The 25,985-nt window shown below is 62.9% G+C and carries 22 protein-coding genes; 14 read left to right on the top strand and 8 right to left on the bottom strand.

The features are described from left to right. Window positions 1–178 precede the first annotated feature (178 nt). The 11 genes from pyrH to lpxB all read left to right on the top strand — a co-directional run bounded on the left by pyrH (window position 179) and on the right by lpxB (window position 11,574). On the top strand, window positions 179–901 hold the full coding sequence (gene pyrH, locus NKI41_RS26585) for a UMP kinase (protein WP_352474282.1): 723 nt from the start codon (window positions 179–181) through the stop codon (window positions 899–901). Window positions 902–992: 91 nt separating this feature from the next. Further along, window positions 993–1,547, top strand: a complete 555-nt coding sequence (gene frr / locus NKI41_RS26580; RefSeq protein WP_084640965.1) for a ribosome recycling factor — start codon at window positions 993–995, stop codon at window positions 1,545–1,547. 32 nt (window positions 1,548–1,579) lie between these two features. Further along, the gene (locus NKI41_RS26575; RefSeq protein WP_023674936.1) at window positions 1,580–2,302 is read left to right on the top strand and encodes an isoprenyl transferase; all 723 of its coding nucleotides are present in this window, start codon (window positions 1,580–1,582) and stop codon (window positions 2,300–2,302) included. A gap of 3 nt (window positions 2,303–2,305) precedes the next feature. Beyond that, window positions 2,306–3,139, top strand: coding sequence for a phosphatidate cytidylyltransferase (locus NKI41_RS26570; RefSeq protein ID WP_352685776.1), 834 nt, complete (start codon window positions 2,306–2,308; stop codon window positions 3,137–3,139). A 104-nt stretch (window positions 3,140–3,243) separates the two neighbouring features. After that, complete coding sequence (rseP, locus tag NKI41_RS26565) at window positions 3,244–4,386, top strand: RIP metalloprotease RseP (protein WP_352685775.1); 1,143 nt, start codon at window positions 3,244–3,246, stop codon at window positions 4,384–4,386. 217 nt (window positions 4,387–4,603) lie between these two features. Next, a complete protein-coding gene (gene bamA, locus NKI41_RS26560) occupies window positions 4,604–6,967 on the top strand; it encodes an outer membrane protein assembly factor BamA (protein WP_352474279.1) in 2,364 nt (787 codons plus the stop codon). Window positions 6,968–7,146: 179 nt separating this feature from the next. Next, window positions 7,147–8,205, top strand: coding sequence for a UDP-3-O-(3-hydroxymyristoyl)glucosamine N-acyltransferase (gene lpxD, locus NKI41_RS26555; protein ID WP_352474278.1), 1,059 nt, complete (start codon window positions 7,147–7,149; stop codon window positions 8,203–8,205). Next, window positions 8,198–8,662, top strand: coding sequence for a 3-hydroxyacyl-ACP dehydratase FabZ (gene fabZ / locus NKI41_RS26550; protein WP_352502391.1), 465 nt, complete (start codon window positions 8,198–8,200; stop codon window positions 8,660–8,662). Before lpxD ends, fabZ begins: the two co-directional genes overlap by 8 nt. 13 nt (window positions 8,663–8,675) lie before the next feature. Continuing rightward, window positions 8,676–9,509, top strand: coding sequence for an acyl-ACP--UDP-N-acetylglucosamine O-acyltransferase (lpxA, locus tag NKI41_RS26545; protein ID WP_352474276.1), 834 nt, complete (start codon window positions 8,676–8,678; stop codon window positions 9,507–9,509). Window positions 9,510–9,515: 6 nt separating this feature from the next. Then, entirely contained in the window at window positions 9,516–10,418 is a 903-nt protein-coding gene (locus tag NKI41_RS26540; protein ID WP_352685773.1) for an LpxI family protein, read from the top strand. Further along, complete coding sequence (gene lpxB / locus NKI41_RS26535) at window positions 10,408–11,574, top strand: lipid-A-disaccharide synthase (RefSeq protein ID WP_352685771.1); 1,167 nt, start codon at window positions 10,408–10,410, stop codon at window positions 11,572–11,574. Before NKI41_RS26540 ends, lpxB begins: the two co-directional genes overlap by 11 nt. A 97-nt stretch (window positions 11,575–11,671) precedes the next feature. Here lpxB and gltA read toward each other — a convergent pair whose 3' ends face one another. Both gltA and gltX read right to left on the bottom strand, forming a co-directional pair. After that, a complete protein-coding gene (gene gltA / locus NKI41_RS26530) occupies window positions 11,672–13,000 on the bottom strand; it encodes a citrate synthase (protein ID WP_352685769.1) in 1,329 nt (442 codons plus the stop codon). A gap of 179 nt (window positions 13,001–13,179) precedes the next feature. Then, window positions 13,180–14,601, bottom strand: a complete 1,422-nt coding sequence (gene gltX, locus NKI41_RS26525; RefSeq protein WP_352502394.1) for a glutamate--tRNA ligase — start codon at window positions 14,599–14,601, stop codon at window positions 13,180–13,182. A 96-nt stretch (window positions 14,602–14,697) separates the two neighbouring features. Between gltX and NKI41_RS26520 the strand changes: the two genes are divergently transcribed. After that, window positions 14,698–17,163 (top strand): ComEC/Rec2 family competence protein, encoded by a 2,466-nt coding sequence (locus NKI41_RS26520; RefSeq protein WP_352685768.1) that lies wholly within the window; start codon window positions 14,698–14,700, stop codon window positions 17,161–17,163. Here NKI41_RS26520 and lexA read toward each other — a convergent pair. Beyond that, window positions 17,157–17,891 carry a transcriptional repressor LexA gene (gene lexA / locus NKI41_RS26515; protein WP_023674949.1) on the bottom strand — a complete coding sequence of 245 codons (735 nt, stop codon included), beginning with the start codon at window positions 17,889–17,891 and terminating at the stop codon, window positions 17,157–17,159. The two genes, NKI41_RS26520 and lexA, sit on opposite strands and share 7 nt — an antisense overlap. 447 nt (window positions 17,892–18,338) lie before the next feature. Between lexA and kynU the strand changes: the two genes are divergently transcribed. Together kynU and NKI41_RS26505 are read left to right on the top strand one after the other, a co-directional pair. Further along, entirely contained in the window at window positions 18,339–19,586 is a 1,248-nt protein-coding gene (kynU, locus tag NKI41_RS26510; protein ID WP_352685766.1) for a kynureninase, read from the top strand. A 95-nt stretch (window positions 19,587–19,681) separates the two neighbouring features. Next, window positions 19,682–20,512, top strand: a complete 831-nt coding sequence (locus tag NKI41_RS26505; RefSeq protein WP_352685764.1) for a hormone-sensitive lipase — start codon at window positions 19,682–19,684, stop codon at window positions 20,510–20,512. A gap of 7 nt (window positions 20,513–20,519) precedes the next feature. Here the strand turns inward: NKI41_RS26505 and NKI41_RS26500 are convergent, their stop codons facing one another. From NKI41_RS26500 to NKI41_RS26480, 5 genes are read right to left on the bottom strand one after another with little or no spacing between them, the layout of a single operon-like run. Next, on the bottom strand, window positions 20,520–21,725 hold the full coding sequence (locus tag NKI41_RS26500; protein ID WP_352685762.1) for a molybdopterin molybdotransferase MoeA: 1,206 nt from the start codon (window positions 21,723–21,725) through the stop codon (window positions 20,520–20,522). Next, window positions 21,725–22,231: a cyclic pyranopterin monophosphate synthase MoaC gene (gene moaC, locus NKI41_RS26495; protein WP_352474267.1), complete on the bottom strand. Its 507-nt coding sequence runs from the start codon at window positions 22,229–22,231 to the stop codon at window positions 21,725–21,727. Before moaC ends, NKI41_RS26500 begins: the two co-directional genes overlap by 1 nt. Window positions 22,232–22,233: 2 nt before the next feature. Beyond that, on the bottom strand, window positions 22,234–23,046 hold the full coding sequence (trpC, locus tag NKI41_RS26490; protein WP_352685760.1) for an indole-3-glycerol phosphate synthase TrpC: 813 nt from the start codon (window positions 23,044–23,046) through the stop codon (window positions 22,234–22,236). A gap of 5 nt (window positions 23,047–23,051) precedes the next feature. Beyond that, complete coding sequence (gene trpD, locus NKI41_RS26485) at window positions 23,052–24,062, bottom strand: anthranilate phosphoribosyltransferase (protein ID WP_352474265.1); 1,011 nt, start codon at window positions 24,060–24,062, stop codon at window positions 23,052–23,054. Further along, window positions 24,059–25,951: a SurA N-terminal domain-containing protein gene (locus NKI41_RS26480; RefSeq protein WP_352685758.1), complete on the bottom strand. Its 1,893-nt coding sequence runs from the start codon at window positions 25,949–25,951 to the stop codon at window positions 24,059–24,061. Before NKI41_RS26480 ends, trpD begins: the two co-directional genes overlap by 4 nt. Window positions 25,952–25,985: the final 34 nt, after the last annotated feature.

The raw sequence follows: 25,985 nt of genomic DNA, 5'->3' as shown, positions 1-25,985 counted from the left end.
CTGTTTTTTTTTTTTAAAACATACTTTTTTGGGGGGGGTGTTGCTACGGTATACCGTGCCCCATTCACCACCCTGCGGGGCGGGGCGCGGCGTCCCCCGGCGCCGCCCTTCGTGTATCGGAACGCCCAGTGTTTCGGGGCGCACCGAAACGCGTCACACGCACGATGACGAGGACCAGATGACGGTGAAGCCCCTCTACCGACGTGTCTTGCTGAAAGCGTCGGGCGAAGCGTTGATGGGCGAGCAGCATTTCGGCATCGACGTATCGGTGGTCGACCGCATCGCCGCCGACATCGCCGAGGCCCGCGCATTGGGCATCGAAGTCGGTGTCGTCATAGGCGGCGGCAACATCTTCCGTGGCGTCGCGGTTGCGTCAAAAGGCGGAGACCGCGTCACCGGCGACCATATGGGCATGCTTGCCACGGTTATCAATTCGCTGGCGTTGCGCACCTCGCTCAACAAGATCGGCGTCGACGCCGTGGTGCTGTCGGCGATCGCCATGCCCGAGCTTTGCGAAAGTTTTTCGCAGCGTCAGGCGACCGCCTACATGAACCAGGGCAAGGTCGTCATCTTCGCCGGCGGCACCGGCAATCCGTTCTTCACCACCGATTCGGCTGCAGCCCTTCGCGCCGCCGAGATCGGCGCCGATGCTCTGTTCAAGGGCACCCAGGTCGATGGTGTCTATTCGGCTGATCCCAAGAAGGACCCGGATGCGACACGTTTCGAGCGGATCAGCCATGACGAAGTCATCAAACGCAGGCTTTCGATCATGGATACGGCGGCGATTGCACTTGCGCGCGAAAACAACATTCCGATAATCGTCTATTCGATCCACGAGAAGGGTGGCTTCGGCGATATCCTGAGGGGCGGCGGCCGTTGCACGGTTGTCGCAGACGATTGACCGGACCATGAACCCGAAAGGGACCGGTTGCGGATGAGGCTCGAACAGGGCCTAAGCAGTGAACCCGGGTTAACGGGTCGAGGAGACGATGATGAGTGGCGAGTACGACGATCTCAAACGGCGCATGGACGGGGCGATCGCCGCGTTCAAGCATGATCTGGCTTCGCTGCGCACCGGCCGCGCGTCGAGCAACCTGCTCGATGCCGTGCAGGTGCAGGCCTATGGCACCACCATGCCGATCAACCAGGTGGCAACAGTGTCGGTGCCGGAACCGCGCATGATTTCGGTTTCGGTCTGGGACAAGTCGATGGTCAGCGCAGTCGACCGCGCCATCCGTGAAGCCAATCTCGGCTTCAATCCTATCGTCGACGGTACCAATCTCAGGATTCCGCTGCCCGAGCTCAACGAACAGCGCCGCAAGGAGCTGGTCAAGATCTCGCACGGTTATGCCGAGAATGCCCGCGTCGCCGCACGCCACGTTCGCCGGGACGGCATGGACTTTCTGAAAAAGGCGGAAAAGGACGGCGACATCAGTGAGGACGACCATCGCAAACGGGCCGACCAGGTTCAGAAACTGACCGACGAGACAATCAGCACCATCGACCACCTGCTTTCCGACAAGGAAGCGGAAATCATGCAGGTCTAGGGTCTGGCCACGCCTGGCCCGGAAGCGAGAATATGGCAACGCCCGCGCATGTCGCGATCATCATGGACGGAAACGGACGCTGGGCCAAGGCGCGCGGCTTACCGCGGCTGGCCGGTCACCGCGCCGGCGTCGAGGCGCTGCGCAAGACAGTGCGCGCCGCACCCGGCCTCGGCATCTCCTTCCTGACCGTCTACGCTTTTTCGTCGGAAAACTGGTCACGGCCGAAATCCGAAGTCAGCGACCTCATGGGCCTGCTTAAGCTTTTCATCCGACGTGACCTCGCCGAGCTGCACCAGAGTGGGGTGCGGATCAGGGTCATCGGTGACAGGGCGGGGCTGCAGCCCGACATAAGGGGGCTGCTCGAGGAAGCCGAAACGCTCACTCTCAGCAACGAGGCGCTGACACTGGTCATTGCCTTCAATTACGGCGGGCGCGACGAGATCGTGCGCACCGCGCGCAAGCTCGCAGCGGCGGTGGCGCGCGGTGAGATCGAGAGCGAGGCGATCACGGCCGATTCCTTTGCCAGCTCGCTCGATACAGAGGGCATTCCGGACCCGGAACTGGTCATCCGCACCAGCGGCGAGCTTCGGCTGTCCAACTTTCTGTTATGGCAGGCAGCCTATAGCGAACTCGTTTTCCTGCCTTGCTACTGGCCCGACTTCAGTCGCGAGCACCTGTCCGATGCACTGCGCGATTTCGCCGGCCGCGAGCGCCGCTTCGGCGGACTTGCCGCCCAAGATGTCGCCTCAGGCTGAGGAATGAGCAACCTCCAACTCCGGGTCATTTCGGCCGTCGTGCTTGCCATCGTCACGCTTGCCCTGACCTGGCTCGGCGGACTGTCCTTCCGGTTGCTTTGCGCTGCCATGGCGGCGGTCATCTTCTACGAGTGGACGCGGATGAGCCGCCCCGTTGCCCCGGCAGGTGCTGGTGCTACGGCAGGTCTCGGCTTTCTGCCCGAGGCGCTGATCGTGGTCTTTATTGGTGCCCTCGTCGCCGGCCTGCCTGCGTCTTTGCTGCTGCCGCTCGTCGCGGCTCTGGTTGCTGTCACTGCCGTCGCTTCTTCCATGCGCAGGGCAGGACCGTGGGAAGTATCCGGCCTTGCCTATGCGGCCGTGTCCGGCTTGTCGCTGGCCTTCTTGCGTGACGGCGACCATTCAGGGCTGCTGGCCATTCTGTTCCTATTCGCCGTGGTTTGGGCGACCGATATCTTTGCCTATTTCGTCGGCCGCTCCATCGGTGGTCCAAGGCTGGCGCCGTCGATCTCGCCGGGCAAGACGCGGAGCGGGGCGCTCGGTGGGTTGGTCGGCGGCGTAGTGGCCGGGCTGCTTCTGGCCGCCGTAGCCGGAACGGGCAACCTCGTCGTGCTTGGCGTGGTCGCACTGGTGCTTTCGATTGTCGCGCAGGCCGGCGACCTGTTCGAATCATGGGTCAAGCGACGCCACGGCCGTAAAGATTCCGGCACGCTGATACCCGGCCATGGCGGCATCATGGATCGGGTAGATGGGCTTGTCGCGGCGGCTTTCGCCCTATACGTCATCGGCTGGATTTCCGCGACCGCCGACCATCCGGCACAGGGGCTGTTTCCGGTTTGAACGGCATCGTCGGTGGGCCGGCGCGGGGCTGCGTCATGGATTCGCCTGGATTGATGTCACAGTCGCGGCGTGATCTGTGCCGTGGATGAATTTGAGGGCATGAATTGAACGAGATTTTTCACGCGGTTTTCAGCACAGAGGGCTTTGTCCTCGGCACGCTGGTGCCTTTCCTGTTCGTGCTGACCGTGGTCGTTTTTGTCCACGAAATGGGCCATTACCTCGTCGGGCGTTGGTGCGGTATCGGCGCAAAAGCCTTTTCCATCGGTTTCGGCCCAGAGATCATCGGCTTCAACGATAGCCGCGGCACGCGCTGGAAGCTTTGCGCCATACCGCTCGGCGGCTACGTCAAGTTCGTCGGCGACATGAACGCGACGTCGAGCCAGCCCAGCTCGGAGGAGATCGAGGCACTGAGCGACGAAGAACGCAAGGTGGCCTTCCACACGCAGCCGATCTGGAAGCGCGCGGCGACCGTCGTGGCGGGGCCGCTGTTCAACTTCCTGCTGACGATCGCCGTCTTTGCCGTGCTGTTTTCCGTCCATGGCCGGCCCGTGCTGGAGCCGATGGTGGCTGAGGTCACTGTCGGCAGTCCGGCCGCCGCGGCCGGCATCATGCCCGGCGACCGATTCGTCAGCGTCGACGGCAGCAAGGTCGAGACCTTCGCCGACGTCCAGCGTCTGGTCTCTGGCCGCGCCGGCGACAGCATCACCTTCGTCATGCTACGCGGCGGCAAGGAAATCACCGTCACGGCGACGCCGCGCTTGATGGAACAACAAGACGCACTGGGCAACAAGGTCCAGGTGGCCGTGATCGGCGTCGTCAACAACAACGAACTCGGCCAGCCGCGGCTGATCACCTATAGTCCGGCCGGGGCGGTCGGGGCAGCGGTCCAGGAAACCGGACACGTCATCCAGCGTACCGGCCAGTTCCTGCAACGTTTCGTTGTCGGTCGCGAGGACAAGTGCCAGCTGGGCGGCCCCATCAAGATCGCCAAGATGTCGGGTCAGGCGGCAAAGCTCGGCTTTGAATGGCTCGTGCAGCTTGTTGCATTCCTGTCAGTCGGGATAGGGATTCTCAACCTTTTGCCGATTCCCCCCCTCGACGGAGGGCATCTTCTGTTCTACGGCGTGGAGGCTGTCATCCGGCGGCCGGTGTCCGAACGCATGATGGAAATGGCTTACCGAAGCGGCCTCATATTGGTGCTCGGGTTCATGGGCTTTGTTTTCTGGAACGATCTGTTTGGGTGCTGAAATCATGAAGGAATTTGGCTTCGGCACGAGCAATGTTGAGACGCCGTTTACCATGCGTGGGGATATGCGTGACGCGAAAGCCACGCCGCAGGGTTAAGTAAATACAAATTAACCAGAAGCCTTGCGTGTAGGGAAAATCCGGTTAATACGGTAGGGGAAATTACCGCACGTCCGGTTTTCTCGCCGTGGGGACTTCGAGAAAAGGTACAAAAGCCCGATGAAGGCAGCATCCAAGTTTTTGAGCGCCGCGTCCGCGGTGGCTATGTCCGCCGCTCTGGTTGTACCAGGCGCGCTCGCAGTGCAGTTCGTTGCCACATCGGCCGCCGAGGCGGCTGTCGTCTCCAGAGTCGAAGTCACCGGCAATCAGCGTGTCGACGCGGACACCATCCGCAATTACGTGACGATCAAGCCCGGCAAGGCGTTTTCCAGTTCGGATATCGACGATGCGGTCAAGGCGCTGTTTGGCACCGGGCTGTTTTCGGATGTGCAGATCAACCAGGTCGGATCGACGCTGGTCATCAAGGTGTCCGAATACCAGGTCGTCAACCAGGTGCTGTTCCAGGGCAACAAGAAGCTCAAGGACAACGCGCTTGAGGCCGCGGTGCAATTGAAGCCGCGCGGCACCTTCTCGCAACAGCAACTCGATGCCGATGTCGAGGCGGTCAAGGCCGCATACCGGCGTATCGGCCGCGACGATGCCGCCGTGACCACCCAGATCATGGATCTCGGCGACAACCGGGTAAACGTGGTCTTCAACATCAACGAAGGCGGCCGCACCCAGATTGCCGCGATCAATTTCGTCGGCAACAGCGCCTATTCGAGCCGCCGTCTGTCGGACATCATCTCCACCAAGCGCTCGTCCTTCCTGTCGTTCGTGCTGCGCGACGATGTTTATGACGAGGACAAGCTGCGCGCCGACCAGGAGCTGCTGCGCCGCTTCTATTATAATCACGGCTATGCCGACTTCCAGGTCGTCTCGGCTGTCGGCGAACTCGACGACACAACCAACAAATACACCGTCACCATCACGGTGCAGGAGGGCGAGCGTTATACGTTCGGGGATGTCAGCGTCGAAAGCACGATCCCCGAGGTCGACGCCAAGTCGCTTGAATCGGTGGTCGAGACCCACAAGGGCGATGTCTACAACGCCAAGAACGTCGAGGACACGATCATCGCCTTGACCGAAAAGGTCGCTGGATCCGGCTATGCCTTCGCCCAGGTGACGCCGCGCGGCGACCGCAACTTCGAGAACCACACGATCTCGGTCGTCTATACGGTCGACCAGGGCACCAAGGCCTATATCGAGCGCATCGAGATTCGCGGCAACGATCGGACGCGCGACTACGTCATTCGCCGCGAGTTCGATGTCAGCGAAGGCGACGCTTTCAATCAGGTCCTCATCCAGCGCGCGAAGAGGCGGCTGGAAGCGCTCGATTATTTTGAAAAAGTCGAAATTTCCACCGTTCCGGGTTCTGAGCCGGATCAGGTTGTGCTGGTGGTGGATGTGGTCGAGAAATCGACCGGTGAGTTCACCGTCGGCGCCGGTTATTCGAGCGGCGGTGAAACGTCAGGTCCGTCCGTCGAAGGTTCCGTCAGTGAGCGCAACTTCCTCGGTCGCGGCCAATTCATCAAGGTGGCAGCGGGCGGTGGCAAGAACTCGCGCGACTACAGCTTCTCTTTCACCGAACCCTATTTCCTCGGACGCCGCATCGCGGCCGGCTTCGACATCTACAAGCAGAGCCGAAACTACGACCATTACGACAGCGACACGACAGGCGCGACCGTTCGCTTCGGTCTGCCGATCACCGACAATATCTCAACGCAGCTGGCTTATAATATTGCGCAAGAGAAGTACGAGTTCGACGAGGGCTGCGTTCCCGTTATCAATGGTGGCACCTGCGACGTCTCCCAGGCGATCGTAAACGGCGTTGAAGAGAGCCCATGGCTCAAGTCCTCGGTCAGCCTCGGCCTGATCTACAATACCATCGACGACATGAAGAACCCGCATGACGGTATTTATGCCAATGTCGGCACCGAAGTGGCTGGCGTCGGCGGCGATGCCAAGTTCATCAAGGTCACGGCGCGCGGCAGCATTTATCAGACGCTGTCCGAACAATTGGACCTGGTGGGCCTCATTTCGGGCGGCGCCGGCCATGTCCAAGGCTATGGCAACGGCGATCTGCGCGTCTTCGACCATTTCCAGAGCAGCGACCGTATGATCCGCGGTTTCGAATACGGCGGCATCGGCCCGGTTGCTTCGGACAACAGCAATGACCATCTCGGCGGCACCACCTACTTCAATGCCTCGGCGGAAGCTCAGTTCCCGCTGCCGGTCATCCCCGAAAGCTTCGGTTTGCGTGGCGCTGTGTTCGCCGATGCGGCAACGCTCTACGGCAGCAAAATCGCAAGTGGCCTTGTCAATTCTTCGACAACCGGCATGGAATGGCGCGCTTCCGTCGGTGTCGGTTTGATGTGGGCATCGCCTTTCGGCCCGATCCGCATCGACTATGCGATCCCGGTCAAGAAGGAAAAGACCGACGACGTGCAGGAATTCAACTTCGGCATATCGACCCGCTTCTGATGTGCGGGCAATGATGCTTCCGGCTCGTTTGGATCCGGATGGCAGTGATCCGACACTACAGCGCAGCGCGTCCTATCGGACGCGCAAAGGACGTTGTAGCATTTTGATTTGCGCATGATCCTTTCCGAGGGTCGATTTCCGATTTCGGGGTCATGCGCTAGCTGGATATTGCTTCTGGAATGACCGATCCGGTGTTCTTCGCGCCCTCACGCCGGTATACGGCCGGCGAAGTCGCGAATCTGACCGGCTCGACGCTTGTTGATTCCGGTCTCTTCGATGTATCGATCGAGGCTCTGGCGCCCGCCAACGAAGGCGGCGAGAACGCCCTTGTCTTCGTCGATGGCAGGCGCAATTTCGCCCTGATGCAGTCACTGCGGGCGGCGGCGGTTCTCTGCCCTGCCGAATTTGCCGGCAAGGCGCCGGCGGGCATCGCGGTGCTGGTGCATCCGCGCCCGCAGCAGGCCTTCGCAATGGTCGGGCGTCTGCTTTTTCCGGCCGCTGCAACGCCTGGACCGATGACCGGCGAAACCGGTATCTCGCCGCACGCCCATATCGATGCGACCGCCCATGTCGAGGCCGGTGCGATCATCGAAGCGGGTGCGATCATCGGACCTCGCGCTGCCATCGGCAGCGGGACCGTCATTGCCCCGCATGCGGTCATCGGTCCGTCCTCGCAGATTGGCCGTGACGGCTATGTCGGTCCAGGTGCCAGCGTGCAATATGCGTTGATTGGCAATCGCGTCATCATCCATGGCGGTGCCAGGATCGGCCAGGATGGCTTCGGTTTCGTGGCCGGCGCCAAGGGTCCGGAGCGGGTTCCGCAGATCGGCCGTGTCATCATCCAGGACGACGTCGAGATCGGGTCGAATACGACCGTCGATCGCGGCGCCATGTCCGACACGATCATCGGCCAGGGCACCAAGATCGACAATCTGGTGCAGATCGCGCACAACGTTCGCATCGGCCGCAATTGCATTATAGCCGGGCTTTCGGGTATTTCCGGTTCCGTGACGGTAGGCGACAACGTCACCATGGGTGGCGGTGTCGGCCTTGCGGATCATTTGACCATCGGGTCCGGGGCCAAGCTTGCGGCAAGAAGCGGGTTTATGAGCAATGTGCCTGCCGGTGAGATTTGGGGAGGATATCCGGCGCAGCCGATGGCGGAAGCCATGCGCGAGATAGCGGCCTTGCGCAGACTTGCACGGACGCGCAAACAGGGTGAGGGGGGAAATGGCTGACATCGCAGCGGCGACGCTCGAAGCGGTTGACATAATGCGGCTGATGAAGCTCCTGCCGCACCGCTATCCGTTCTTGATGATCGACCGTATTGTCGACATAGATGGCGACGAATCCGCCGTCGGCATCAAGAACGTCACCATAAACGAGCCGCATTTCCAAGGTCATTTCCCCGACCAGCCGGTCATGCCCGGCGTGCTGATCATCGAGGCGATGGCGCAGACGGCCGGCGCCATCTGCATCCGCAGCCTTGGTACGGAAAAGCCGTCGCTGGTTTATTTCCTGACCATCGACAATGCCAAGTTCCGCAAGCCGGTCGTTCCAGGCGACCAGCTGAAAATTCATGTGAAGAAAATCAAGAAACGCGGCAATCTTCTCAAATTCGCTTGCGAGGCCCTCGTCGATGGCGCCAAGGCGGCGGAAGCCGAGATCTCGGCGATGATGGTCGCAAGCGGCTGACAAACGAATGCTAATGAAAATCCAGACAGTCATCCATCCATCCTCGGTCATCGAGGCAGGCGCCCAAATCGGCGAAGGCGCCCGCATCGGGCCCTTCTGTCACGTCGGCCCCGACGCCGTGATCGGCGACCGCGTCGAACTGGTCAGCCATGTCTCGGTGATTGGCGCGACCACCATCGGTGCATCGACCAAGGTCTATCCGATGGCGATACTGGGCGGGCCGCCGCAGAACACCAAGCACAAGGGCGGCCGTACCACGCTGGTGATCGGCGAGAACTGCACGATCCGCGAAGGTGTCACCATGCATGTCGGCACCGATTCCAGCCGCGGCGAGACGACGATCGGCGACAACGGCAATTTCCTTGCCTATGCCCATATTGCCCATGACTGCGTGGTCGGCAAGAACGCCACCTTCGCCAATCAAGCGACGTTAGGCGGGCATTGCGAAGTCGGTGACAATGTCTACATCGGCGGCCTTACCGCGGTTCATCAGTTTGTCCGCATCGGCGATAACGCCTTTCTCGGCGGTTGCTCGGCGATCGTCGGCGACGTCATTCCTTACGCCATCGCCGTTGGCAACCGTGCCAGCCTTCGCGGCCTCAACATCATTGGCCTGAAGCGCGCCGGCCTGCCGCGTTCGGAGATCCACTTGCTGCGCAAAGCCTACAAGACGATCTTCGATCGCTCCCGGACCGTCGGCGAAAACATCGAATTTGCCAAGGCGGAATTCGCCTCGTCGCCGACTGCCATGAAGATCGTCGACTTCATCGCCGGTCGCGGCAAGCGGCACTACGCCGTGCCGTCCCTCAAGGGTAGCGACGGCGACGACACCGATGATGAAGACTGAGGGCAGATGACGAAGATTGAGGCTGCCGGAAAAGGCCTTGATCTCGCGCCAGATGCCAAGGTCGGCATCATCGCCGGCGGCGGCAGTCTCCCGGTCGAAATTGCCCGAGCGCTCGCCCGGCAAGGCAAATTGCCCTTCGTCGTGATGGCGGCCGGCGAGGTCGATCGCATAGCCGATTTCGAGCCCTACGAGCAGGCAACCTTGAGGCTGGAAGACGTCGGCTCGCTGCTGCCGATCCTTAAGCGGCACCACGTCACGCATCTCGTAACCGCGGGTCATATCACGCGCCGCCCCAGGCTGAGCGCCATGCGCCTCAATTTGGGCCTGCTCGCGTGGCTACCCAGCCTCTTCGTCGGTGTAACCCGGGGGGACGATACGGTGCTGAAACTGTTCGTCCGCAGGATCGAGCGCAGCGGCATCAAGGTCATCGGCGCTCACGAGATCGTGCCGGAGCTGGTCGCCGCCGAAGGCCTGCTGACCAAGGCGGCGCCACGCAAATCCGACTGGCGCGACATCGAGGCGGCGCACGCGGCGGCAAAAGCCATCGGCGCGCTGGATATCGGCCAAGCGGCTGTTGCGGTCGGCGGCCGCGCCATTGCGTTGGAAGGCGTCGAAGGCACCGACGGGCTGCTCGAGCGGACAAGGGAGTTGCGCGGGCACGGCAGGCTGGCCGGCGGGAGCCGCGGTGTTCTGGTCAAATGCGCCAAGCCCGGTCAGGAACTGCGTGCCGATCTGCCCTCCATCGGCCCGCTGACCGTCGAGGCGGCGCATGCCGCCGGACTGGCCGGCATTGCCGTCGAAGCCGGTCGCTCGCTGGTGCTCGAAGGTCCCGCCACCATCGGACGTGCCAATGCGCTCGGCCTGTTCGTGATTGGCCTGCCTGCTACGGAGCCGGCGCATGGCGAATGAGCGGCCGTTGAAGATAGCCGTCGTCGCCGGCGAGGAGTCCGGCGACCTACTTGGCGCCGACCTTTTGCAGGCGCTCAAGCGCATGACCGGGCGCGAAGTTCGGCTTGTCGGCATCGGCGGCCGCCATTTGCAGGCGCTCGGCCTGGCGCCATTGTTCGACGGCAGCGAGATCGCACTGATGGGGCTTAGCGCCATCCTGCGCGACCTGCCGCGCCTGATGCGGCGGATCGGCCAGCCGGCAAACGCGATTGCCGGTGAAAAGCCCGATTGCCTTATCACCATCGACAGTCCGGATTTCTCGCTGCGCGTCGCCAAGAAGGTGCGTGCCGCCGATCCGACTATCCCGATCGTCCACTATGTCTGCCCGAGCGTGTGGGCGTGGCGGCCGGGCAGGGCGGCGGCGATGAAGCCATATGTCGATCACATTCTTTGCATCCTGCCGTTCGAGGTGAAGGAACTCGCTCGCCTGGGCGGGCCGCCCGGCACCTATGTCGGGCATCGCCTTGCACACGATCCGGGCATAATCAGTGCCGCCAGGGCGCAGGCGCAGCCGCGTGACCTGTCCGCAGATCACGTCAAAACGTTGCTTGTACTGCCAGGTTCGCGTCGTGGTGAGGTGCGACGCATGGTCGGGCCGTTCGGCGAGACGGTGTCGATCCTGCGGGCGCGCGGGCACCGCTTGCGCCTGCTGTTACCGACGGTGCCGCACGTCGCCGACCTGGTCAGGACCTCGGTCGCGAGCTGGGACGAGAAGCCGGAGGTCATCCTTGATGCCGAACGCAAATGGCAGGCCTTCGGCAAGGCCGATGCGGCGCTGATCGCGTCGGGGACGGTATCGCTGGAACTGGCACTGGCGAGTGTGCCGATGATCTCCTGCTACCGGCTCGATCCGGTCATGCGCATGGCGCAGCCGCTGATCAAAGTATGGAGCGCAGCCTTGCCCAATCTCATTGCCGACCGGCCGGTTGTGCCGGAACACTACAATCAATATGTGCGGCCGCATTATCTGGCGCGGCAGTTGGAAGCGCTGTTCTCCGATACCGCCTACCGCACCTGGCAGAAGCACGGTTTTGCCGACATTGCCGGGCGTATGGCAACCGCCAAGCCGTCAGGCGAGATTGCCGCGGGTGTGGTGATGGGGATGGTGAGGAAGTGAGTGAATTGTGAATAGTGAATTGTGAATAGTGGTTTCTATGGACAGGGAGCGACGCTTCGCTACTCCCATTCACCATTCACCATTCACCATTCACCATTCACCGCTTCGCGATTGGTACGTAGTCTCGTTCCGGCGCGCCGGTATAGAGCTGGCGCGGGCGACCGATCTTCTGGTGCGGGTCCTCGATCATCTCCTTCCACTGCGCGATCCAGCCGACGGTGCGGGCGACCGCGAACAGCACGGTGAACATGGTGGTGGGAAAGCCCAGCGCCTTCAGCGTGATGCCGGAATAGAAATCGACGTTCGGATAGAGCTTCTTCTCGATGAAATAGGAATCGGTCAGTGCGATCCTTTCCAGCTCCATGGCGATGTCGAGCAGTGGATCGTCCTTGATGCCGAGCTCGCCCAGGACCTCGTGCGCGGTCTTCTGCATGATCTTGGCGCGCGGATCGTAATTCTTGTAAACGCGGTGGCCAAATCCCATCAATCGGAACGGATCGTTCTTATCCTTGGCGCGCGCAATGAATTCCGGGATGTGATCGACATGACCGATCTCGCCCAGCATGTTCAGGGCTGCCTCGTTGGCGCCGCCATGTGCGGGACCCCACAGGCAGGCGATGCCGGCAGCGATACAGGCAAAAGGATTGGCGCCCGACGAGCCGGCCAGGCGGACGGTCGAAGTCGAGGCGTTCTGTTCGTGATCGGCGTGCAGGATGAAGATGCGCTCCATCGCGCGGGCCAGCACCGGATTGATCTTGTATTCCTCGCAAGGCACGGCGAAGCACATATGCAGGAAGTTGGCTGCGAAATTCAGCTCGTTCTTCGGGTAAATGAATGGCTGGCCGATGTGGTATTTATAGGCCATCGCCGCGATCGTCGGCATCTTGGCGATCAGCCGCATTGACGCGACCATGCGTTGATAGGGGTCCGAGATATCGGTGGAATCGTGATAGAAGGCCGACAGCGCGCCGACCACGCCGCACATCACCGCCATCGGATGCGCATCACGGCGGAAGCCGGTGAAAAAGCGCGACATCTGCTCATGCACCATAGTGTGGCGCGTCACCCGGTAGTCGAAATCGTCCTTCTGCGCCTTGGTCGGGAGTTCACCATAGAGCAAGAGATAGCAGACTTCGAGGAAGTCGCCGTGCTCGGCCAATTGGTCGATCGGGTAGCCGCGGTGCAAAAGAATGCCAGCACCGCCATCGATGAAGGTGATTTCCGATTCGCAGCTCGCCGTCGACGTAAAACCGGGATCGTAGGTAAAGACGCCGGCGGTGTTGTAGAGCGAACCGATGTCGATGACGTCCGGTCCTACCGAACCACTTCGTATCTTGAATTCATGGGTTTTGCCGCCGAGTTCCAGCTTGGCCGTCGATGCCTGGGTTTTGCCGCCAAATTCCATTTTTGTCGCAGGTTCGGTCATAGCAAACTCCTTTTTGTTTCCTCAGGCCGGCAAAGGCAAAATATCTGAACCCAACACGTCAAAAGCATCGGAATACGCACATTTGCGCCCGCAATTGAATCTGCGCGGCAGATTAGGCCAAGACCCAATGTTGCACTGCGAAACACACCTTTCAATGCCAATCTTCTTGGGCCAGTTTGCTAATCGATTTGATCAGCGATCCGCGCCAGGCTTTCCTCGCGGCCAAGCACGGCAAGCACATCAAACACACCTGGCGAGGTACTTTTGCCGGTGAGCGCGGCGCGCAAAGGTTGGGCCACGGCGCCGAGTTTATGGCCGGCGGCCTGCGCATAGTCGCGGATCGCGGCTTCGGCTGAGGCGGCAGACCACCCCGAAACCGTGGCTAGTGCCGCATGAGCGCCCCGCAGGATCGCGCGCGCCTCACCGCTGAGCAGCGCCGCCGCCTTCTCGTCGACCGGCAGCGGCCGTTCGACGAAAAGGAATGCAGCCCCTTCAACAAGTTCGACCAGCGTTTTGGCGCGCTCCTTCAGGCCCGGCAACGCGGCAAGCAGTTGCGCCCTGCGTCTGTCGTCGAGGCGAGCGGCGATTGCCGGGCCGCCTTCTAGATAGGGCAGAGTGGCGATGAAGATGTCGAGCAGCGCCGCGTCGTTCATCCGGCGCATATGCACGCCGTTAAGCGCCTCGAGCTTGGCGAAGTCGAAACGGGCGGCGCCCTTGTTGACGTCGCCAATGTCGAACCATGTAATCATGTCGGCGATCGACATGATCTCATCGTCGCCGTGGCTCCAGCCAAGCCTCGCCAGATAGTTGAGCAGCGCCTCCGGCAGGTAGCCCATGGCGCGATAGGCTTCGACGCCAAGCGCACCGTGCCGCTTCGACAGCTTGGCGCCGTCGGCACCGTGGATCAGCGGGATATGCGACATCGACGGCACCTCCCAGCCCATGGCCTGATAGATTACGGTCTGGCGTGCGGCGTTGGTCAAATGATCGTCGCCGCGGATGATGTGGGTGATGCCCATGTCGTGATCGTCGACGACGACGGCATGCATGTAGGTGGGATTGCCGTCCGAGCGCAGAATAATGAAATCGTCGAGATCCTTGTTGGGAAAGCGCACGTCGCCCTGGACGCGGTCATGCACCACCGTCTCGCCGTCTGTCGGCGCCTTGATGCGGATCGCCCCCTTGGCGCCGGGCGGCGCCTCCGACGGGTCGCGGTCGCGCCAGCGCCCATCATAGCGGGGCGGAAGCCCCTTGGCTCGCGCTGCCTCGCGCATCGCCTCCAGCTCCGCCGGCGTCGCGTAGCAGTAATAGGCCTTGCCCACGCGCACCAGCTCCTCGGCCACCTCGCGATGGCGCGGCGCGCGCTCGAACTGCGAGACAGGCGCGCCGTCCCAGGTGAGTCCGAGCCAGGAAAGTCCGTCGAGAATGGCTGCCGTCGCCGCATCCGTCGACCGCTCACGGTCGGTATCCTCGATGCGCAGCAGCATCGTGCCGCCCGTGTGCTTGGCGTACAGCCAGTTGAACAGCGCCGTGCGCGCGCCGCCAATGTGCAGATAGCCGGTGGGCGAGGGGGCAAAACGGGTGACGACCTTATCGGGCATGGAACTCTCAGGCGGGCGAAGGAAGTGGGTTTGCGGACTTTCGCGCGTTGCGCGTTCATGTAGCATAGGAGGTCGAGGGCGCAAGGGGCAGACCCGATGGCTGTGCGAGGCCGTGGTGCGGGCGAGGGCGAGGACGTTGGCAGCGACGTCAGCGAACCCTTGCTGTTTGCCGCTCCCCCGCCTGTCCTGCCGGCACCGGCATTGCTACCTGCTCCGCGCTTCGATGCTCCGTCGCTGCCGGCCAGCGACCCAGCAACGGTTCTCGTGCCCGCGGGCGAGCCCATCGTACGCCTGCCCAGGCGTTTCCGCCTCCCGTCACCGTCCCGTATCCGCAACAGCGTAACCACGGCGGCCGGTCTGGAACTCGACCGCGGCATCGCCTTCCTGCTGGTGCCGGTGTTCCTCGCATGCGGGGTGGTCGTTTATTTCGGGCTGTCGGTGGAGCCGGCCTTTCCACAGCCGATCGCAATCGCGCTCCTCGCGACCCTTTGTGCCGTCGTCTCGCGGTCATGGCCCAGGACGCGCCTGTGCTTCATGGTGGCGCTGCTCTGCGCGCTTGGCGTACTTGCCGCCAAGTTCGAGACATGGCGTGTCGGAACGCATATGCTCGGCTCCGAAATCTCGACGCGGCTGACGGGTCGCGTCGTATCGTACGAGCCCATGGCGAGCGGCCGCATCAGGCTGACAATCGATGTGATCTCAACGGCCAGGCCGACACTGCGCTACATGCCGGAACGGGTCCGCGTTTCGGCGATGAAGATACCGGCTGAGCTGACCGCCGGTTCCGAGATCACCGGCTATGTGCGGCTGCTGCCGCCGACCGGCCCGGTGCGGCCCGACAGCTATGATTTCTCGTTCGACAGCTATTTCGCCGGTATCGGCGGCAGCGGCTTTTTTCTCGGCAATCCGAAAGTCGTGTCGTCGGGCAGCATGCCGCTTGCCGCGCAGCTTTCTTCCGCGATCGAAGACGCGCGCGAATCCATCGCCGACCATATCCGCAGCCGCATCGGCGGTGCCGAGGGCGAGATTGCTGCTGCGCTGATCGTCGGCGTGCGCGCCGGCATTCCCGAGGAGATCAACGAAGCGATGCGGCGCACCGGCATCTACCACATCATCTCTATCTCGGGGCTGCATATGGCGTTGGTCGCCGGCACCATCATGGCGCTGCTGCGGGGTGCCTTCGCGCTGTTTCCCGATTTCTCATCCCGACGGCCGGTCAAGAAATATGCCGCGGCCGCCGCGCTTTTTTCGATTGCGGCCTACCTCGTCTTTTCCGGCATTGTCGTGGCGGCCGAACGCAGCTTCATCATGCTGGCGGTGATGCTTATCGCCGTGCTGTTCGACCGGGCCGCGCTCACCATGCGCAACCTGGCGATCTCGGCCATCGCGGTCATCCTGGTGTCGCCGCACGAGGTGGTCGGTCCGAGTTTCCAGATGTCCTTCGCCGCGACGGCGGCCCTTGTCGGCGCCTATGCAGGCTGGTCCGATTACCGCGCCGGCAGGGCCACCACGCCGCCGCCGCGGCAGTCGCCGCTACGCTTTGCCACTCGAAAGGTCCTGCTGGGCATGTGCGGTCTGGCGATGACCTCGATCATTGCAGGGAGCGCCACGGCGCTTTTCGCCATATGGCATTTCCAGCGCGTGGCGCCGCTCAGCCTGTTCGCCAATCTGGCCATCATGCCCATCGTGTCACTGGTCGTCATGCCCTTCGCCGTTCTCAGCGCGCTGGCGATGCCGTTCGGTGCGGATGGCCCTTTTCTCTATGTCATGGGCAAGGGGCTGACGGCGATGATCGCCCTGTCCGGGTGGATCTCGGAGCGCTCGCCGATCGATGCGGTCGGGCTGATTTCGCTGAGATCCGTCCTTCTGGTGACGATCGCCCTCGTCATTGCCAGCATGGCGACGACGTGGTTGCGGCTGGCGGCACTTCCTTTTGCGCTCGCCGGCTTGCTGACGACAACGCAGACACGCATACCCGACGTATTGGTCTCGGAGGACGCACGGCTGGTCGCGCTGCCGATCGGCAGCGGTGAACTCGCGGTCAACCGGGCACGCCCGAATGAGTTCACCATCGACAACTGGAAACGCGCGCTCACATCAGAGGCTATCGTCGCGCCGGAAACACCTGGAAAGAACGACCCGCAATTCGACATTGCCGATCCGGCCGACCTACCGCCGGGCATGCCGTTCATTTGCACGGACGGCCTCTGCCTTGCCAGGCATCCATCCGGCGCGATCATCGCGCAAGCCAAGGACCGCGATACTGCGCGGCCAGCCTGCGCCTTTGCCAGCTTGATCGTCATCGACGACGCCACCGCCCATAACCCCTGCTACTACGACCGGCTGGTCCTCGTCGTCACCAAACGGCAACTGGCGCGCGCGGGAAGTGCCGCCGTCTATTTCGATCCACAAGCGGCAACACGCGCCGAGATCCGCTTCGCCGTCGAAAAATCATACCGGCCCTGGCACGTGCAGCGGAAATTTTCACGCGCGGCACGGGGCCTGCCGCCATACCGCCGGGCCGACAACCCCAAAGCCGGCGCCAAGGGCGGAGCTCAGTAGCGGCGGATCAGTCCGACGAGCTTGCCCTGCACCTTGACCCTGTCTGGTCCGAAGATGCGCGTCTCGTAGGCCGGATTGGCGGCTTCCAGGGCGATCGAGGCGCCCTTGCGGCGGAACCGCTTCAGCGTCGCTTCCTCCTCGTCGACCAGTGCCACCACGATCTCACCGGGGCTCGCCGTATCGGCATTGCGGATGATCACCGTGTCGCCGTCGAAAATGCCGGCCTCGATCATCGAATCGCCTTTGACCTCAAGCGCATAATGCTCGCCGCCCATGATCATATCCGGCGGCACCGAAATCGAATGCGTCTGGTGCTGGATGGCGTCGATCGGCACACCGGCAGCGATGCGGCCCATCACCGGGATCGAAACGGCGGCGACGACATCGTCGTCATTTCCGGCTGCGGGCACGCGCGACGATGTCGGCTTGCCTTGCCGAGGGGCGCCTTGCCCAAGACTGCCCTGGATGACACTCGGCGAGAACTTGCGCGCCGCATTGAGGCCGGGGGCGATCGAGTCAGGCAGGCGTAGCACCTCCAGCGCACGGGCCCGGTTGGGCAAACGGCGAATGAAGCCGCGCTCCTCCAGCGCCGTAATCAGCCGGTGGATTCCGGATTTGGAAGCCAGGTCGAGCGCTTCCTTCATCTCGTCGAATGAAGGCGGGATACCGCTTTCCTTCAACCTTTCGTGGATGAACATAAGCAGTTCGTGTTGTTTGCGTGTCAGCATAGCGACCCCCAACAGAATCAGAAAAACAAACCCAGAACAAACACTATCTGTTCCAGTTGTGTTCCGCAACTGTTTAAAGTTTAATGAATGCGTTAAGGCTCGGGAAACAAACGACGTCCCCTACCGGCGTACCGCATTTTCACCGCCGCGAGCCTCATCGCCTTGATTCTGCTTTCGTTTGCGCCCTTCTGGCCTCCTAGAAGGCAGCACTGGCATCGGCCGTCGGTCGGCAAAAGGCACGGAATTGAACCCGTATCGACTGTGCGGTTTGGTCGATGCACCGTGAACGAAACGAACTCAAAACGCCAACCTCGGGTTAAGTCCCGGTTTCCACCGCCTGGTCAGGCTGCTTCTCGCCGGTGGAGCCTTGCTGCGCGCAACCAGGTAATGGAAGAACAGTCGATGCGTGTCCGGCGTTGCGTTGGATGTTGGGGGAGCAGACAAATCATGACAGGAATTCCCGATCTCGTGGCCATAAAGGCGATGGATGCCGCGGATCCGCTGCGCGCGATGCGCGACCGCTTTGTGTTGCCGCAAGGAGTGATCTATCTCGACGGCAATTCGCTAGGAGCTGCTTCACGTGCCGCTTTCGATGAACTGCACAAGGCCGCGACCGAAGAATGGTCGCATGATCTCATCCGCGCATGGAACACGGCCGGCTGGTTCAACATGCCGCTTGAACTTGGCGACCAGCTCGGGCGCCTGATCGGGGCCGCGGCCGGCCAGACAGTGGTCTGCGACACGACATCGGTCAATATCTACAAGCTGCTGCACGCCGCCATGGCCATGCGACCGGAGCGGCAGGTCATCGTCGCCGAGGGCGATAGTTTTCCGACGGACCTCTACATGGCCGAGGGTGTGGTTTCGACGCGAAAAGATACGCTGCTGCGCCTCTCGGGAGTCGACGCGCCGACCATCGAAGAGCTGATCGACGAACGCACCGCCGTGGTGCTGGTCAACCACGTCAACTATAAGTCGGGCGAACTGCGCGACATGCCGGCGCTGACGCGCAGGGCTCAGGAAGCCGGGGCGATGATCGTCTGGGATCTCTGCCACACCGCCGGCGCGATGCCAGTCGAGCTCGACAAGGCAAACGCCGATTTTGCCGTTGGCTGCACCTACAAATATCTGAATGGCGGCCCGGGCGCGCCTGCCTTCATCTATGCGGCTGAGCGGCATCTTTCCGACATCCAGCAGCCGCTCACCGGCTGGTGGGGCCATGCACGGCCCTTCGCCTTCGAGCCAGGCTATGCGGCCGGCACCGGCATCCGCCGGTTTCTGTGCGGCACGCAGCCGGTCCTGTCGATGCGCACGCTGAAGGGCGCGCTCGACATCTGGAACGATGTCGACATGACGGCGGTGCGCAAGAAGAGCATCGCGCTGGCGGATCTGTTCATCGAGCTTGTCGAGGCAAAGTGCGGCACTTACGGGCTCACGCTCGAAAGCACGCGCGATGGGGAAAAACGCGGCAGCCAGATTTCATTCATGCATGAGCATGGCTACCAGGTCATGCGCGCGCTGATCGAACGTGGCGTGATCGGCGATTTTCGCGCGCCATCGACCATGCGCTTCGGCTTCACCCCGCTCTATGTCGGCTATGCCGATGTCTGGCAGGCCGTCAAAGTGCTTGAGGACATCCTGCACACCGGTGCGTGGAAGGATGCGCGCTTCGCCATCAAAGCAGCTGTCACTTGAGATTGATGCGAGAGCTGGAATCGTGAGGCTGGCGACGACGCGCCGCGCGATGCTTACGGCTACGCTGCAGGGCCATATGCCAGGGAGGGCGCAGGGTGTTCGAACGTCACATTGCCGATTGGGACAACGCCTATGCCAACGGCGCCAACATAGCCGGCAGCGATCGCTGGCCGGCGGCCTGGATCGAGCCCGCGCGGGTTTTCCGCGACGTGCTTTCGACCGAGGGCAGGGCGCGGCTCGACATGGCCTATGGCGACAACCCACGCAACCGGCTCGATCTTTTCCTGCCGGCCATCAAGCCCAAGGGACTCGTAGTGTTCGTTCATGGCGGCTACTGGATGGAATTCGACAAGAATTTCTGGTCGCATCTTGCCGCTGGCCCTGTTGATCGCGGCTATGCGGTGGCGATGCCGTCCTACACGCTCTGTCCGCAGATACGCATTGGCGGCATCGTCAAGGAGGTCGGCGCGGCGATCGGCAAGGCGGCGGCGACGGTTGCAGGGCCGCTGATGCTGACCGGGCACTCGGCCGGCGGCCATCTTGTTAGCCGGATGGTTACGGCGACGACGCCGCTGGCGACCGAAGTGGTCCGGCGCGTTCGTCATGTGGTGTCGATCTCGGGGGTGCACGATTTGCGCCCGATCATGCGCACCGGCATGAACGAGACGCTGGCGATCGATGAGGCCGAGGCGCAGGCCGAAAGTCCGGTGCTGCTGCGCCCGATGGACAAGGCCCGCCTGACCTGCTGGGCCGGCGGCGGCGAGCGCGCCGAATTCCTGCGTCAGAGCGCGTTGCTGGCCAACATCTGGATCGGCCTGGGTTCCGCGACCAGCTCGGTGGTCGAACCTGACCGGCATCATTTCAACATCATCGACGGTTTGGCCGATCCAGACCATCCGCTGACCCGGACCTTGATTTCGGAGTGAGGCAGGTTCAGCGTAGCATCAGCACGTCGCAGGGGGAGCCCGTCGCCGCGGCAGGCGCGAACGGCGCGCGAACGATCAGCCCGTTGGCATCGGCCAGCATTTTCAGCATCGAGGAGTCCTGGATGCCGAACGGCGTCGCCACGAGCGTACCGGCGTCATCTATGACAACAGCCCGCACATAATCTTGCCTGAGATCGTTGGCCGGCATGGCGGCACCGAGCCGTGCCCGACGTATATCCTGCTGAAAGGCGCGGCCGCCGAGCCGCGCCAGCAGCGGCTTCAGGAAGAGCTGAGTGCAGACCAGGCTTGCCACCGGATTGCCGGGCAGGCCGATGCAGCGAATGTCTCCCAGCCGCCCGAACATCAGTGGCTTGCCCGGCCGCATGGCGATCTTCCAGAAATCGAGCGTCATGCCTTGCCCGGTCAGCACGTCATGGACGAAGTCGTGGTCACCGACCGAGGCACCGCCCAGCGTGACGATGACGTTCGCGCCAGCCTTCACGGCCTTTTCAACCAGCGCAGCGATCGCCTCCCTGCGGTCCGGCGCGATGCCAAGGTCGAGCGCGCGCGCACCGACCGACTGTGCGGCAGCGGCGACACCATAGGCGTTGGAGGAGATGATCTGGTCGGGGCCAAGATCGCTGCCCGGCGGCAGTAATTCGTCGCCGGTGGCGATGATGGCCACCAGCGGCCGTTTGACCACGCGCACCTCGGGGTGATTGGCCGATGCCGCCAGCGGCAAGGCCGCCGGGTCGAGCAGGCGGCCTTTGGGCAGCAGGACATCGCCCTTGGCGAAATCGAGCCCGAGGCGGCGGATGTTGCGCCCCTGCACCGTCCGTTCCGTCACTTCGACGCTGCCGCCACCGAGATCGCGGACGTTCTCCTGGATGACGATAGTGTCGGCGCCTTCGGGAAGCGGCGCGCCGGTAAAGATGCGCACGGCCTGCCGCTGCTGCACCGTTCCGGCAAAGCCGCGTCCGGCCGGCGCCATGCCGACCACCGAAAGCCTTGCCGGTACGGACGCGATATCGGCCGCCCGCACGGCATAGCCGTCCATGGCGGAGGCGTTGAACGGCGGCTGGGTGCGGAGCGCCACAACCGGCTCCGCCAGCACGCGGTCGGCGGCATCCAGCAGTGCGACGCGTTCGCCCGGCAGCGCTGCTGCGCCGTCCAGCAGGCGCTCGAGCGCCTCGGCAACTGGGACCAGCACCATTATCGGCCTGCCTCGGTGGCCCCGTCTCCGGTGATCTTGTAGTCGCCGGATTTGCCGCCGGTCTTTTCAACCAGCCTTATGCCGGAGATGACCATGGCGCGGTCGACCGCCTTGGCCATGTCGTAGATGGTCAGGCAAGCGACCGAGACGGCACTCAGAGCCTCCATCTCAACGCCGGTCTTGCCGGTGACGCGGGTCAATGCTGTCACCTTCAGGCCGGGCAGCGCGGCGTCCGCCTCGATATCGACAGATATCCTGGTCAGCAGCAGCGGATGGCAAAGCGGGATCAGTTCATGCGTCTTCTTGGCCGCCATGATGCCGGCAATGCGCGCGGTGCCCAGCACGTCGCCCTTCTTGGCGTCGCCGGCGAGGATCATGTCCAGCGTCTCGGGCCGCATCGCGACAAAGCCTTCTGCGACTGCCGTGCGCACCGTCACAGCCTTGTCGCCGACATCGACCATGTTGGCTTCGCCCTGCGCGCCAAGATGGGTGAGGGTGGCCGCCATCCTCAAACGGCCTCTGCCGGCGCCTTGCCCGTCAACAGCAGGCGCGTTGCCGCGGCCACGTCCTGCTGGCGCATCAGGCTCTCGCCGACCAGGAAAGTCGCAATTCCGCTCTGCTCCAGCCGGCGGCAATCGTCGTGCGAAAAGATACCGCTCTCGCTGACCAGATGGCGGTCGGCCGGCACCATCGCTGCCAGCCGCTCCGAGGTCTGCAGGCTGGTTTCGAAGGTCCGGAGATTGCGGTTGTTGATACCGATCAGCCGCGACGACAGCTGCAGCGCGCGTTCCATTTCAGCCTCGTCATGCACTTCGACCAGCGCGTCCATGCCGAGCCCGAACGCTGTCGCTTCGAGTTCTCTTGCCAACGCGTCGTCGACGCTGGCCATGATGATCAGGATGGCATCGGCGCCCCATGCCCTGGCCTCGTAGACCTGATAGGGGTCGAACAGGAAATCCTTGCGCAAGGCAGGCAGCTCGACGGCAGCGCGCGCAGTGGTGAGGAATTCGGGCGCGCCTTGGAAGGAGGGTGCGTCGGTCAGCACCGAAAGGCAGGCGGCACCGCCCTTCGCATAGGCCCTGGCCAGCGCCGGCGGATCGAAATCGGCGCGGATCAGGCCTTTGGATGGGCTAGCCTTCTTGATTTCGGCAATCAGCGCGAACCTGCCGGATTTGCGCTTTGCTTCAAGGGCGGAAAGAAAGCCGCGCGGCGCGTCGGCATGCGTCGCCCGTGCCTTGATCTCAGCCAGCGGCACGCGCGCCTTGGCCGCCGTGATCTCGTCGCGCTTGTAAGCCTCGATCTTGCGCAGGATGTCGGACATGGTTTTTAACCGTTCGAAATCTCGATCAGCCTGTCGAGCACTTTCAGCGCGCGGCCGCTGTCGATGGCCTGCGCCGCCGTTACCATGCCGTCGGCGAGCGTCGTCGCTGTGCCGGCCACCACCAGCCCGGCGCCGGCATTCATCAGCACCGTATCGCGAAAGGCGCCGGCGGCGCCGCCCAGCATGTCGCGCAGTGCCTGGGCGTTGTGGGCGGCGTCGCCGCCGCGCAACTCGTCCTTGGTGTGCCGCTTCAGTCCGACGGCTTCCGGGGTCAGCGTAAAGCTGCGGATCTCGCCGCCGGCCAATTCGGCGACAAGTGTCTCGCCGGTGGTGGTGATCTCGTCATAGCCGTCGCCATGGACGATCCAGGCATGGTCGGCACCAAGTTCCTTCAACGTTTCTGCCACCGGCATGATCCATTCGGGCAGGAACACGCCGACCATCTGCCGTCTGACACTCGCCGGATTGGAAAGCGGGCCCAGCAGGTTGAAGATGGTGCGGGTTCCGAGCTCGACCCGGGTCGGGCCGACATGCTTCATCGCCGGGTGATGCGCCGGCGCGAACATGAAGCCAACGCCGGCCTCGTGGATGCAGCGGCCGATCGTCTCCGGAGGGATGTCGATCTTGACGCCCAATGCGATCAGCACATCGGCGGCGCCGGTCAGCGAGGACAGTCCGCGATTGCCGTGCTTGGCGACGGGCACGCCGCTGCCGGCGATGACGAAAGCGGATGCGGTCGAAATGTTGACGCTGTGCGAATTGTCGCCGCCGGTGCCGACAATGTCGATGGCACCCTCGGGAGCTTCGACACGCAGCATCTTGGCGCGCATGGTGGCGACGGCGCCGGCGATCTCGCTGACGGTCTCACCGCGCACGCGCAATGCCATCAAGAAGCCGCCGATCTGGCCGGGGGTGGCATCGCCGGACATGATGATGTCGAAGGCCTCGCGCGCCTCCTCGAAGGAAAGAGCGCTGCCGGCGGCGACCTTGGCGATGTGGATCTTCAGCGCGCTCATCTGGCCAGGGCTTGGGTTACGGCCGCCTGATCGATGCGGACGTCATATTGCGTCTGCAACTGCGCCACCAACTGGTCGAGCAGGTCGTCGGACATGCCGGAGGTGAAGGACTTCTGTGCGTCCTGGGGCACTGAGCTGGCATCGGCCCCGGCAGGCTCGAACACCTCGGCAACCTTGAACAGGATCTGTCCGTCGCCCGTAGGTGAGGGGATCAACCCGGCGCCGCCTTCTCCGACGCCGAACATCGCGGCGGCGCCTTCCTTGCCGAAATCGACGTCGTCCGCATCGCGCTTGACGCCGCGCTTGGTCTGCTTTTCGAGCTTGAGCTCACCGGCGATCACCTCGAGCGTGACGCCGGCCTTGAGACGCTTCTCGAGCTCCTGTGCTTTTGCTGTGAGCCGTTTGGTGGTCTCCGCCGCGGTCCAGTCGGCCACGACCTTCTGGCGGACTTCGTCCAATGTGCGATCGCGGGCAGGCGTGATCGCGCTCACGTCGTAGAAGACGAAGCCGTTATCGGCGGTGGTGAGGCCTTCATTGTCGGTTCCGGGTTCGGATTCGAACACCGCCTTGATGAGTGCCGGCGATTCCGGCAGGTCTTTGACGATGCTTCCATCCGGCCGTTGGCCGGTGCGGTCGATGGCATCGATGGTGACGACCTTCAGCTTCAATTTGGCGGCAGCCTCGGCGAGCGAACTGCCCGAGGCGCGCGTATCCTCGTAATTGTCGTGCACGTCCAGCAAGATGCGGCTTGCCTCGCCCAGTGCCAGGTCCTTGCGGATCTGCTCGGACACTTCGGCCAGCGGCTTCACCACTTCGGGCTTGATGTCGGTGACGCGCAGCAGAACGGGACCAAAGGCGCCCTGTACGACCGGGCTGACCTCATTGACGTTCAGTTTGAAGGCAGCATCGGCGACCGCCTTGTCGGCGATCTTGTCCTTGGCCAGCGTGCCGAGCAGCGTGTCTGCCGGCGTCTTGCCTTCGGCAGCGACGATCTTGTCGAAGGTCGCGCCGGTCCTGAGCGAATCGAGCGCCGCCTTTGCGGCATCAGGTGTCTTGAACACAAGCTGCTCGATGGTGCGCATCTCCGGCGTGGTGTAGCGCGCCTTGTTCTTATTGTAGTCGTCGCTGACCTGTTGGTCGGTCACCGCGCTCAAATCCATGATGTCTTCCGGTTCGAGCCTGACATAGGAGAACTTACGGTATTCGGGAGCGGCGTAGGTTTTCTTGTTTTCCTCGAAATAGGCCGAAAGCGCGCTGTCGGACGGCGCTTCTATCGGTTCGACCAGCGATTTCGGCAAGGTCAGGTAGTCGATGGTGCGATCTTCGCCGCGATAGAGCGCGACCGCCTTGAAGAATGTATCCGGGGCCTTGAGGCCGTCCGAAACCGCCTCGACGATCTGCTGGCGGACCGCGACCTGGGCGCGGTTCTTCAAATAGTCATCCGGCCGCATGCCGACCTGCCGAAGCAGGTACTCGAAGGTTCTCCTGTCGAAGGTTCCGGCAGGCCCTTTGAACGCCGGGTCTTCACGCGTCAGTTCGGCGAGCCGGTCCTTGGACAGGCCGAGGCCGAGCTTGCGGGCCTGCTCGTCGAGGACGGCACCCGACACGAGTTGCGCCAGCACCTGGTTGTCGATGCCGAGCGCCGTCGCTTGCTCACGGCTGATGCGCTGGCCGAATTGCTGCGACATGACGCTGAGCTGGCGATCGTAGGCGAGGCGGTATTCGTTGATCGAGACCTTGGTGCCTCCGGCCGTAATCACGGCGTCATGGCCGGCAAGACCGCCCATCAGCCGCCCCGAGATGCCCCAGATGGCGAAGCTCAACACCAACAATGACAGCAGCAGTTTCGCGACCCAGGTCCCCGCCGCGCTTCTCAACATACCAAGCATGAGTACTTCCGATTTTTGCGCATTTCGCATGCGC

This window comes from Mesorhizobium sp. M0601 (assembly GCF_040320845.1).
Lineage (GTDB): Bacteria > Pseudomonadota > Alphaproteobacteria > Rhizobiales > Rhizobiaceae > Mesorhizobium.
This window is presented reverse-complemented; position numbering and strand designations above follow the sequence as displayed.